We start from the raw sequence: 11,813 nt of genomic DNA, 5'->3' as shown, positions 1-11,813 counted from the left end.
AACGCCTAAGGCGTTGGAGTTAAATTATCGCGCTATGTATAGCGCTGACTATGTGGAAAAACATCAATAGCCACCATTGATAAAATTAAATATAAGAGATCAGTTTCTTATTGAAATGCACATTGTTTGCATTATGCAATTGCACTTTGCAAAAATGCAATTAAAGCCTGACAAGAAGTGCGATACAACAGGCTAAAACGGCCAATATAAACTTGGCATGCATCATGCATTTGTATTATTGACCCTTCTTAAGCCGAGGGTCACCTAGCCAACTGACGTTGTTAGTGAATGAATTTTGTTCACAATACATATAAGCCAAGCGCACGATTGCGGTTGGCTCTTTTTTTGCCTTTTTTCCGGAAAAACTCGACAAATCCCCACTTTTTTCTCCATAATGGCCGCTTTTATTGCACAAAGACGGTAGTTTTTACGACCGATTGTCAGTCGATATCGTCTTTATCCAGTTGTTTCACTAGAGGAAAAGTACCCACGTCATTAAGGAAGATGGCATAGCAACGTTAAAGAGGTGATATGAATCCAATAATCTCCGTTGGGCCATTAGAGTCGTTCTTAGTCGCAATCAGTGTGTTGTTTCTCGGCCAGTTTATCAATGCTCGTCTTCCTATCTTGCAGCGTTTTAATATCCCTGAACCCATTGTAGGCGGGCTTGTGGTGGCGCTCATCATTACCGTGCTGCATTTCAACCACGTCGATGTGACCTTCTCTTTACCGCTGCAAAAAATCTTCATGTTGATGTTTTTTGCTACCGTTGGCCTAGCGGCCAACTATACCCAATTGGTGAAAGGCGGGGCGAAGGTCTTTTTGTTTCTCGCGATCGCCTCATTTTACATCGTGATTCAAAATGGCGTAGGCATCTCTTTGGCCACCGCGCTTGGTCTTGATCCTCTTATGGGGCTTATCGCCGGTTCGATAACCTTGTCGGGTGGACATGGCACAGGGGCGGCTTGGTCGCAAACCTTCTCCGAAAGCTTTGGACTACCGAACACTTTAGAAATCGCGATGGCGTCGGCAACGTTTGGTTTGATCATGGGTGGCATTATTGGCAGCCCTGTGGCTCAGAAGCTGATTAATAAACACCAGATTGAATCTCAATATGGCCGTAGCGGCCACACACACGAGAAGTTTCCTGATCTTGTCACCTACAACGAGTACGAAGAGGACAAGGTCAACGCGAAAAAAGTGGTGGAAGTGCTCTTTATCTTACTGCTTTGTGTGACGGGGGCTAAATACCTAGAGCAGTGGGTCAGCGAGTTGGCGATCTCCTGGTTGATGATTCCCGATTTTGTTTATGCGTTGTTTATCGGTGTGTTTATCACCAATATTCTCGAAGTCACCAAAACTCACAAAGTGGACACCGAAACCGTTGACATCTTAGGGACTGTATCGCTGTCGCTGTTTTTGGCGATGGCGCTGATGAGTTTAAAGTTGTGGAACATCTTTGATTTGGCGCTGCCGTTTTTGCTGATTTTGGCCGTGCAATCGGTGATTCTTGGCCTGTTTGCTTATTTCGTGACGTTCAAGGTGATGGGAGCAAACTACGATGCGGCAGTGATTGCTGGCGGCCATTGTGGTTTTGGGCTCGGCGCGACCCCCACCGCTGTCATGAATATGGGCTCGTTGGTCAATAAATTTGGCCCGTCCCCTCAAGCCTTTATGGTTGTGCCGATTGTCGGCGCGTTTTTTATCGATATTGTCAATTTGGTCATTCTGCAAGGCTATATCAGTTTTATCCGTTAGTGGAATGAGCCCATAAAAAAGACCCAGCCGTGTTACCACGCTGGGTCTTTTTTAATGGTTTTTATCTCAAGGTGAGCTTAGTACCATCGAATTTCAGCTTACCGAGCAGGTTTTTCGCGTTTTCTGCCCCTAATTCAGTAAAGGCAACACCATATCTAGAGTAATGGTGTGAGCGCTGAAGATTGCAGATCTTGCCAAACAAAGGCTGAAATTCAACCCCTTTACCACTTTGCACCATCACATTTAGAGAGACTTCTTCTCCGACTTGGAATGAACGACTCAGTGGCGCAGTAATGAATCGGCAACCGCCTTTGGAGAGATCGCGAATTTCTCCGTCCAGCCGATGGGACTCGGCAATCACTTTGACCGCGAGGTTGACATCGTAGCGTGGCTCTTTGCGAAGCTGGGTGACTTCCATGGTTTGTGGTACGGAAAGTGCGACCATAGGCATTGGGGAGACCATGACGTGCACGAGTTGCGAGCGGAAGTGGATCAAGGCACCTTCACCACGGGGTGAGATGGCTCTCACTGTCGCCCAAAATCCTTCTTGGAAGAAATAGTCAAGGTCATCGTCGGAGACCTTGGGTAACTCGGCTAACACATAGTTATCAGAGTGCGAACCGATGAACGCGGTTTTACAGCGGAATGTCGTGCCCACTGGAGTCGTAATGCCGATGGTTAATTCTCCACCATGTTCAACCATGGCTAGAGCGTCCGAGCTCTTAATTATGGATTTATTTTTATCTTTGATTTTCGAACCTGAATGTCGTTGTTGTTTTAACACTGCCTGTGATGTCATCTAGCCTCCTGCGTGCCGCCTTATCATTGTTTTTTGCGGTAGGCATCATATTATTTCGAAAATCATGTCAGAATGTTTCCGAATGTATTAGATTTTATTCACGCTTGAAGGATTGTTCAAACATCTATTTACGGTAAAACTATGAGCTAAGTAGCATTTTGGGGAGTAACTATGCAGGAGAAGCTGATTTTTGACGAGTCGAACTGTCAAATTCGTGTTCACCTTGAAGGGGAAGAGTACGCGTTGGTTCGTTACCAGAAAGTGGGAGACGTCTACCACATAACGTCAACTAAAGTGCCTGACTCGCTGCAAGGGCGAGGTTATGGCAAGGTTATGATGGAAGCGATCCTTCCCCTATTCGAGGAGCGAAAGCTAAAAATTCACCCGGTCTGCAGCTACGTAGTCCACTACCTTGAGCGTCACCCTGAGTGGCAACATTTAGTGGCGTGAGATGTTAATTGGTTTTGATTCTCGCCATATAGTAAGTATCAATGTACTGACCGTGGCGAGGTGCGGGACTGGTAAAGTCGGCAGTTTGCGATTAATGTAACACTTCTTTCACATCAACATGTACGGCTTATGAATCGCTCTGCCTCTTGGAAAACCCCGCAAAACTTTCTGCTGCTCATTTCTATCGTTGTGCCCATCGCTTTTTCAAGCTGGATGGCACTGTTAAACAACTTTGTGATCGAGAAGGCCAATTTCGATGGTGCAGACATCGGCCTATTGCAAAGTGTGCGTGAAATACCGGGTTTCTTAGCGTTTACCGCAGTGTTTGTTTTGCTGTTTGTCCGTGAGCAGAAGTTCATGTTGCTCTCTTTGGTGGCGTTAACACTGGGCACCGCGATTACGGGGTTCTTCCCCTCCCTATTTGGCCTATTGATGACCACGTTACTGATGTCGACCGGCTTTCACTACTTTGAAACTCTGAAACAGTCGCTCTCCCTGCAATGGTTAAATAAAGACGAAGCACCAGAAATGCTGGGCAAGCTGATATCGGTTGGCGCGCTTGCCTCTCTGGTTACCTACGGCGCGCTCTGGCTGTGTTTGGAAGTGTTCGCGATGGAGTTTAAATGGGTGTACCTGCTGTTTGGCGGCGTCGGGCTGGTGTTGGTCGCTTGGATGGCGTTCGCGTTTCCTCAATTTGAAGCACAAACCCCGCAAAATAAGAAGTTGGTGCTGCGCAAACGCTATTGGCTCTATTACGCATTGACGTTTATGAGTGGCGCTCGTCGCCAAATCTTTACCGTTTTTGCCGGCTTCCTTATGGTGGAGAAGTTTGGCTACTCGGCAGCCGATATCACCATGCTGTTTTTGATCAACTACCTGTTTAACTTCCTGTTTGCTAAGCGTATTGGTCGCTTTATTGGCCATGTGGGCGAGCGCAAAGCCTTGATGTTTGAATACGTCGGCTTGATTGGCGTGTTTGTTGGCTACGCCCTAGTGCAAAGCGCAGAGTGGGCCGCCGCTTTGTACGTGATTGATCATCTCTTTTTTGCTTTGGCATTGGCGATAAAAACCTATCTGCAGAAAATTGCCGACCCTGCTGATATGGCTTCAACTGCGGGCGTCTCCTTTACGATTAACCATATTGCTGCGGTTGTCATTCCAGTGACCTTTGGCTTTATTTGGCTTGTCTCTCCCGCTGCGGTGTTTTACATCGGTGCGGCGATGGCAGGGGTATCACTACTGTTATCTTTAAATATTCCCGCCAAGCCTGAAGAAGGGAATGAAGTCCGACTATTAAGATGGAGCTAACGCTGTGAAACAAGAGGCGACCTCACTCAACCAAAATATCGTTCCTATGTATCCGACTTTGAAAGCGTTGGATGTCGACGCGCTGGCGCCCGGCGAGCACAAACTGTGGTTTGCGGTGGCGACCGACGCGGTGGGCCACGCTCAAACTTTACCCGTTAGAGTGTTCAAAGGTGAGCAAGCGGGCAAGCGTGTCATGATCACGGCGGGCGTTCACGGTGATGAACAAAATGGCATCTTGACTGCTCAAAGTTTGGCAAGAGCCTTAGTGGGCAAAAAGTTAGCCGGTACGGTGACCATAGTGCCAACGGTCAACCTCTCAGGTATCGAGCGACACAGCCGCGACTTTCACTCCGCCGCGCCAGACAGCTCTTCTGCTAACCTTAACCGTCTGTTTCCCGGCAGTGCGGATGGGGACGATGCCAGTCGCTATGCCTTCAGCTTGTGGGAAAATTTGCTCAAACCCAACGCAGATCTGGCGATTGATCTGCATTCGCAAACCAGCGGCTCAGCGTATCCTTTGTATGTGTTTGCCGACTATCGCTTGGAAGAAGCCATTGCGATGGCAAGACTCGTCAATCCTGATGTCATTCTTGATGATCCCGGTGACCCGGGTATTTTGGAAACCGTCTACAATCGCGCGGGGATCCCATCCATTACGATTGAAGTGGGCGTTGGGCGTTACACCGACATCGACATGGTTGGAAGAGCGACGCAAGGCGTGCTGAACATTTTGCGCGCCTATGAGATGTTGGATGAACCCGTATCACGCAGTGAAACTCCCTGCGTGGAAGGGAAAAAGATCGTGAGTATTCGTGCCAACCAGGGTGGATTTGTCCTGTGTCACGTGCCTTTGCTGGCCAAAGTTGAAGTCGGTCAGTCGCTGGCGACACAATATGACAGTTTTGGCGACGTGGTGGATGAATACGTCGCGCCAGTCTCGGGGACGGTGATCAGCCACAATGTTGAAGCGGTTCGTGCGCCGGGGTCACTTGTTGTGCGCTTGATTTGCTGAGGGTGTAATACCCTTAGTATCTACCCGTGGTTAATCTGGCTATTCACCGCTATGATGAGTAAAACCCATGACATAGGAAACGTCACCATGATAGAGATCGGCCAAACTATTCCAGAAGCGGTACTGAGTGAGCTTACGAGCGATGGAATGGTGTCACACTCAACTTCTGAATTATTCGCAGGTAAAAAAGTGGTTCTGTTTGCAGTGCCTGGCGCGTTTACGCCCACCTGCTCTGAAGCGCACCTTCCCGGTTACGTTGTGCTCGCAGACAAGATCAAAGCGCAAGGCGTTGACTTGATTGCTTGTGTCTCCGTCAATGATGCCTTTGTGATGCACGCATGGGGCGAAGCGCAAAACGCCACCGAAATTATGATGCTGGGCGATGGTGATGCAAGCTTCACCAAAGCGTTAGGGCTTGAGAAAGATACCGCTTCATTCGGTGGTCTGCGTTCACAACGCTATGCGATGGTGATCGACAATGGCGTTGTTATCCAACTCAACGTTGAAGAGCCGAGCAAGTTTGAGGTAAGCAGCGCTGAAGCAATTCTCGACACACTGTAATCAACGCCCTTCTTGAACGATGGCCCGCATTGCGGGCCATTTTTTTACACGCCTTTCACCTACCTTCTACTCATTTCTGACTCTCTAATGTTGTGACTGGCTACCATGAGCGTGACATTTACAAAGCAGAGAGACACGCTTTCATGCATTTTAAAACAACAATATTAAGTACAGTGGTCATGGCTCTTGTTGGGTGTAACGGGTCCGATAGTGCACCTAAAACAACAAAAGTCTCCTTTCAAGTTTCGGACGCACCAGTAGAAGACGCCAGTGAAGTTATGGTCGCATTTGATGCCATAGAGTTGATTCATCAGAATGGCAAGCGCTATTTTCTGGATGTGGTGGACACTGATCAATCGAATACCTATCAACAAGTTGACCTACTGTCCTACCAAGGGACAGATGCGCGTATGATTCTCTCCGATGAGGAGATTGAGGTCGGGCGCTATAAAGAGTTGATCGTCCACACCAAGTCGGGGGCAGCGTATAACTGGGTGACCGCAAATGGTCAACATAACTTGAAAGTGCCAAGCAACAAATTGAGACTTGGCAGTTTTGAAACCACGGAACAAGCCGTTCAAGCCTTTACGATAGAGTTCGATTTGCGTCGTGCGCTAGTGATGAGAGGGAATACTTCAAGTAACAATGGCTATAACCTAAAACCTCATGGGGTGACAATTGTTGACAATAGCTCGGCAGCGTCACTCAAGGGGCAAGTGGACCCATCTTTGTTTACGGCTGGCGAAGGATGTGATCTGGAAGGCGGCAATATCGTTTACCTCTACCAAGGGCATGGCTATCAAACAGAACAGCTCATCGACAGCATTGATGTTAACGATGAGGATTACGTGGATGGGGGACAGTTGCCTGAAGAGTATGTGAGTCCATTTGCGGCGGCATCCGTAGCGGATACGGGAGCTTACGAATTTGGTTACTTACCACCAGGTGATTACACCGTCGCGTTTACGTGTAACGGCTATGACGACGACCCTGTCAATTACGACCCGGATATCGTGATTTCGAATCCAAGTGAGCAAATAGCGGAGTTAACTTTGCCGGCTACTTCGGAATGGATTCACGATTTCAATTAACGCAACCCGAGATGGGGGAGGTGAGTCCCTCCCATTTCATTCGAGTTTATTTCCCTTGCACCACCACCCCAAGCTTTTTGCCCATCCGATACAAATTTCCGCGATCCATTTGAAGAAACTCGGCTGCTTTTGACCAAGTGCCGTTGGTGACGTCAAGCGCATGAACAATCAGATCTTTTTGATAGGCCTCGACAAGCTCCCGCATTGGCTGGCTCTCTTTGGGTAAAAAGTGCGGTTGTGATGCGGTGTTGTAGGTGGTTAGCCCAGTGTCAAAATGGCTCGGTTGAATAATATGTTGCTGCTGCTGAATGCAGCGCAGGGCCGCTCGCGTGAGGGTATGTTCTAGCTCTCGGACGTTTCCTGGCCAGGTCTGTTTTTCCAGCAAGAGAATGGATTTGGGATGCAGGTGCAAATTAGGAATGTGGAACTGGCTGCGAACCTTCTCCAACAAATACCCCGCTAGCACCGCAATATCGCCTTCGCGTTTGCGAAGCGGAGGAACGTCAATAGGAAAAACGTTCAAGCGGTGGAAGAGATCGGCGCGAAACTGACGCGCATTGACCGCCTTTTCCAGATCGCGATTAGTGGCGGCGATGATGCGCACATTGACCAGCAAACGTTGATCGCTGCCGACGCGTTGCACTTCACCTTGCTGGAGCACACGCAATAGTTTGGCTTGCAGCGTTAACGACAGTTCTCCGACCTCATCGAGAAACAGCGTGCCACCATCGGCCAGTTCAAATTTCCCCGCTCGGTGCTGACTGGCTCCGGTATAAGCGCCTTTGACATGACCAAACAATTCGCTTTCAGCCAATCCTTCTGGCAAGGCGGCGCAGTTGACGTAAATCATCGGTTTGTCTGCGCGATGACTTTGCGCGTGGACACTGTGCGCCACCAATTCTTTACCCACCCCCGTTTCTCCGGTGATCAGCACGGCATAATCCGACTGCGCCACGGTTGAGATGTTGGTTTTTAGCTGGCGTATTTGGGGGCTGATGCCCATCATCTCACCCGTCTGCGATCGTGCTTGCTGGATGAGCGTCTGCGTCACCGACTTCTGTTTCTGATTTTGCGCTTTGAGCGCATTCATCTGCGAGATATTACGTAGTGTCGCCGCCGCGAGCGCGGCAAAGGTTTCAACCGTGACAACATCGATGCTGTCAAACGCGCCGACCGTGAGTGAATCTAAAGTTAAGATGCCAACCAATTGCCCCTCCACATACAAGCTGCACCCCATGCAGTCATGGACATCCAAATCATTCTCTGCGCTGAGCATGATGCCGCTGAACGGGTCGGGCAACTCACACTGAGCATCAAAACGCACCGGGGAGGTGCTTTGCATGATGGCTTGAAGTCTGGGGTGGTTTTTCGGATAGAAACGGCGACCAAAGATGCTCGCCGCAATGCCTTTTACCGCGACGGGTGTTAGCAGCCCATCCTGATCGAGAATGAACAGCGCACTCGCATCACAGGGAAAGACACGGTCAACACCGTCAATTAAGACTTGATATTGACGTTCACTGTTTTGGCTAGAACTGAGGTTAAGGGCGATATCGAGTAAAACGTGATTGAGTTTATCTTGCATGGTTGTCATTTTGTCATATCGGCATGCAGGAAGTGTAGCACTGCGATGTTGTTTTAACATCAACAATGTCATTGGGTTGTTTAGCCCAGTTTAAACTTCTCCCGATACTGCTGAGGCGACACGCCGACTAAACGACGGAAGTGGTGGCGCAGCGTGACGGCGCTGTCGAAACCCGATTGCTGGGCAAGTTGCTCAATGCTTAGCGGCTCGGTTTCCAATAACCCTTTGGCGCGTTCAATACGCTGCTTGATCAGCCAGGCTTTGGGGGAGAGGTTGAAGCTTGAGCGAAACTTTCTATCAAACGTGCGCCGCGACATATTGGCATGTCTCGCCCATTCGTCGACGCTGATGGCTTGACTGAGGTGTTCATTCGCCCACTCAACGGCGTTGGAAAACGAGCTCGGCACTTTGAGCATGGGCGTTTCGACATATTGTGCTTGTCCGCCGGTGCGATGTGATGAGACAACCAAGCGCTTTGCGACTTGGTTGGCGATTTGGTAACCAAAATCTTCGCGTATGATCGCCAGTCCTAAATCGAGCGCAGAAGCGCTGCCAGCGGCGCAGCCTATTTGCCCCTCCAACACATACAGCACGTCCGATTGATAGTCCACATCGGGAAATTGTTCACGAAACTTGCTCTCGTACATCCAATGCGTGGTGGCTTTTCTACCGGCGAGCAGCCCCAATCTGGCCAGCAAAAATGAGCCAGAGCAAAGAGACAGCACTCGCTTTCCTGCGTTAACAAAACGCGTTACTTCTTTCGCAATCAGCGGTGGGATGGTGTCATCCCCTGTTGGCCAACCGGGAATGATCAAGGTGTCAAACGGCTCAAGCGAGCTTGCCGACTCAGTGACCAAGGTCATGTTGCCTGTGGTCTGAATTGGCGCGTCTTCCAGTGTGATGACTTGGGTATCGTACCACTCTTTGAATTCCGGTCTTGGCAGGGCAAACAGTTCAACCGCGCAGGAGAGCTCAAATAAAGTCACGTGCTGATGGGCCAATATCGCAACGCGCACTGTTTTGGTTTGATGTGCGTAGTTTTTTGCAGTGAATCCCTGTTTGTCGGTGCTCATTATTTACCTCCAGCTGAATGCAGCTTTTGGCTTATTATTAACGCATATTGGCTTTTAAGCCAGTGGCGAGGTCGATAATTTGTGCGAATAATGGTGCTAACTTTAATCAACAAGGAAGAGAGCCATGAGTGCAGTATCAAGAGTACCGGCAGCGAGCAGTGAAGCAGCATTGCGCCATTTTGAGTCGTTAATGCAGTTTGAGACCGATTGCTGGGACGTGCACCATGCGATAAGTAACGGATTACAAGATTTCGTTCTTATCGATGTGCGCGGTGAGGCGCTGTTTGACGCAGGGCATATTGAGGGCTCGGTATCGATTCCCCATGCTCGATTGAATGAACGTACGTTGGCTCACTACCCGCAAGAGACGCTGTTTGTGGTGTATTGCGCAGGGCCACACTGCAATGGCACTGAAAAAGCCGCCGTTCGTTTGGCTCGCCTCGGTAGGCCAGTGAAAAAGATGATTGGTGGGGTAACAGGTTGGCAGGATGAAGGCTTTGCTCTGGTCTCGGGCTCGAAGAGCGAGCGGTAAAATGCATCTTATGCATAACATGAGTGTAGAAATGTCATTTGAGTCATGGCGCGCGGCGCTCTACACTCCGCGCTCTTTTTACTGTCACTGAGGCTGAAACGTATGCTTTTTTCATCCCTTTTATCGCAATCACTCAGTGCTCAACTTGTGAGAATGACCTTAGTGCTTGTGCTTGTCTTGGTGGGTGTTCACCATTCCCCCTCCTTGCTTGGTACGCTGGCAGAACAAGCGATGGCACTGGGGTGTCATGGACAAGAGCTTGAGTTCGATGATGCTTCAAGCCAAGACCTACGTGCATCAAGTCACGGCAATAGTCATTCTCACCACCATCATTAAGGGCAACAATAATGAGTGTATTTCGATTTCCACTGATGGTTTGGCTGGGCATTGCCATTCTCATCATCTGTTTGGGTATTCGCCAATCGTTCGGCATTTTTATGATGCCTATTTCAGAGCACTTTACGGTCGGTCGAGAGTTTTTTAGTTTCGCGATTGCCCTACAAAACCTACTATTTGGTGCGTTTCAGCCGTTTGTTGGTATGGCCGCTGATCGCTTCGGCGCCAAACGTATTATTGTCGGTGGCGCTCTGGCCTATGGATTGGGGCTCTACTTGACCTCGATCGCCACCGCGCCTAGCGTGTTGTATCTCTCATTGGGTGTGTTGGTTGGCCTTGGCCTTAGTGCAACCAGTTATGTGATTGTACTCGGGGCGGTAGCTAAAGTGGTGCCCGCACAGCACGCGGCTAAAGCGTTTGGATTGACGACCGCCGCGGGCTCGTTTGGCATGTTTGCGATGATCCCGGGCGCTCAAGCTCTGCTGTCTGATTTTGGCTGGCAAGGCGCGATGCAGGTGTTTGCGCTGCTCTGTTCTACTATGGTGGCTTTTGCTCTGTTTATGAAAACGCCTAAAACGAGTGCGGCGACCACTCAGGTGGCGGATGATCAAAACCTTAAACAGGCACTGAAAGAAGCCTTCTCCCACAAGGGGTATTGGCTGATCCATGTTGGCTTCTTTGTTTGTGGTTTTCATGTGATGTTCATTGCAACCCATTTGCCCAGTTACTTGGCTGATAAAGCCCTGCCTGCGTCTACGGCGGCGATGGCGCTGGCGTATGTCGGTATCTTCAATATTTTTGGTTCGTACTTTTGGGGCGTACTGGGTGATAAATTCAGCAAACGCCACGTGATGGCGGCTTTGTATGTTATGCGCACTATAGTCATCGCTGGGTTTGTCACTTTGCCTGTTACTGAGTCGACGGCGGCGCTTTTTGGCGGGGCGATCGGCTTTGTATGGCTAGGGACTGTGCCGCTGACGTCGGGTTTAGTTCGGCAGATCTTTGGCGCGAAATACCTTTCCACCTTGTATGGGTTGGTGTTTTTCAGCCACCAAGTCGGCAGCTTTCTTGGCGCGTGGGTGGGCGGTCGAATTTATGACTACTACGGCTCTTACGATCCGATTTGGTGGTCGACCGTGGTCTTGGCCTTTGCTGCGGCATTGATTCATTTGCCGATCAACGACAAGCCTGTGACAAGATTGGCCGCTGCGAGCTAATCCGCCCGTTCAACCTAATCCAAAGCTTTAAACTAATCCATAATGGTACAAACTGCGTATTGAATGGGAGTGATTGATTTTATGGAGCAAG

Annotated in this window: 12 protein-coding genes; 9 read left to right on the top strand and 3 right to left on the bottom strand. The window is 49.5% G+C overall.

The window, feature by feature from the left end; translation table 11 throughout:
* Window positions 1–531 precede the first annotated feature (531 nt).
* Complete coding sequence (gltS, locus tag AC6R0L_RS05225; RefSeq protein ID WP_500628487.1) at window positions 532–1,758, top strand: sodium/glutamate symporter; 1,227 nt, start codon at window positions 532–534, stop codon at window positions 1,756–1,758.
* A 61-nt stretch (window positions 1,759–1,819) separates the two neighbouring features.
* On the opposite strand, the gene AC6R0L_RS05220 is transcribed toward gltS, so the two are convergent.
* Window positions 1,820–2,557 (bottom strand): flagellar brake protein, encoded by a 738-nt coding sequence (locus tag AC6R0L_RS05220; protein ID WP_500628486.1) that lies wholly within the window; start codon window positions 2,555–2,557, stop codon window positions 1,820–1,822.
* A gap of 171 nt (window positions 2,558–2,728) precedes the next feature.
* On the opposite strand from AC6R0L_RS05220, the gene AC6R0L_RS05215 reads away from it, so the two are divergent.
* From AC6R0L_RS05215 to AC6R0L_RS05195, 5 genes are all read left to right on the top strand, one after another.
* On the top strand, window positions 2,729–3,007 hold the full coding sequence (locus AC6R0L_RS05215) for a GNAT family N-acetyltransferase (protein WP_500628485.1): 279 nt from the start codon (window positions 2,729–2,731) through the stop codon (window positions 3,005–3,007).
* A 129-nt stretch (window positions 3,008–3,136) separates the two neighbouring features.
* Entirely contained in the window at window positions 3,137–4,315 is a 1,179-nt protein-coding gene (locus AC6R0L_RS05210) for an MFS transporter (protein ID WP_487902940.1), read from the top strand.
* 46 nt (window positions 4,316–4,361) lie between these two features.
* Complete coding sequence (locus tag AC6R0L_RS05205; RefSeq protein WP_500628505.1) at window positions 4,362–5,327, top strand: succinylglutamate desuccinylase/aspartoacylase family protein; 966 nt, start codon at window positions 4,362–4,364, stop codon at window positions 5,325–5,327.
* 87 nt (window positions 5,328–5,414) lie between these two features.
* Window positions 5,415–5,888, top strand: a complete 474-nt coding sequence (locus AC6R0L_RS05200; protein WP_500628484.1) for a peroxiredoxin — start codon at window positions 5,415–5,417, stop codon at window positions 5,886–5,888.
* A 143-nt stretch (window positions 5,889–6,031) separates the two neighbouring features.
* Window positions 6,032–6,979: a DUF4382 domain-containing protein gene (locus AC6R0L_RS05195; RefSeq protein ID WP_500628483.1), complete on the top strand. Its 948-nt coding sequence runs from the start codon at window positions 6,032–6,034 to the stop codon at window positions 6,977–6,979.
* A 46-nt stretch (window positions 6,980–7,025) separates the two neighbouring features.
* Here the strand turns inward: AC6R0L_RS05195 and norR are convergent, their stop codons facing one another.
* A complete protein-coding gene (gene norR / locus AC6R0L_RS05190) occupies window positions 7,026–8,564 on the bottom strand; it encodes a nitric oxide reductase transcriptional regulator NorR (protein WP_500628504.1) in 1,539 nt (512 codons plus the stop codon).
* 80 nt (window positions 8,565–8,644) lie between these two features.
* Complete coding sequence (locus tag AC6R0L_RS05185; protein WP_500628482.1) at window positions 8,645–9,637, bottom strand: helix-turn-helix domain-containing protein; 993 nt, start codon at window positions 9,635–9,637, stop codon at window positions 8,645–8,647.
* Window positions 9,638–9,761: 124 nt separating this feature from the next.
* Between AC6R0L_RS05185 and AC6R0L_RS05180 the strand changes: the two genes are divergently transcribed.
* The 3 genes from AC6R0L_RS05180 (at window position 9,762) to AC6R0L_RS05170 (ending at window position 11,722) form a co-directional block, all read left to right on the top strand.
* Window positions 9,762–10,169 carry a rhodanese-like domain-containing protein gene (locus AC6R0L_RS05180; protein WP_487902943.1) on the top strand — a complete coding sequence of 136 codons (408 nt, stop codon included), beginning with the start codon at window positions 9,762–9,764 and terminating at the stop codon, window positions 10,167–10,169.
* 153 nt (window positions 10,170–10,322) lie between these two features.
* Window positions 10,323–10,505, top strand: coding sequence for a hypothetical protein (locus AC6R0L_RS05175; protein ID WP_500628481.1), 183 nt, complete (start codon window positions 10,323–10,325; stop codon window positions 10,503–10,505).
* An 11-nt stretch (window positions 10,506–10,516) separates the two neighbouring features.
* Window positions 10,517–11,722 (top strand): MFS transporter, encoded by a 1,206-nt coding sequence (locus tag AC6R0L_RS05170; RefSeq protein WP_500628480.1) that lies wholly within the window; start codon window positions 10,517–10,519, stop codon window positions 11,720–11,722.
* Window positions 11,723–11,813: the final 91 nt, after the last annotated feature.

The sequence above is a fragment of the Vibrio sp. R15-SG3-ISO1A genome (genome assembly GCF_059833955.1).
The sequence above is the reverse complement of the archived record's forward strand: the minus strand, read 5'-3'. Positions and strand labels throughout refer to the sequence as shown.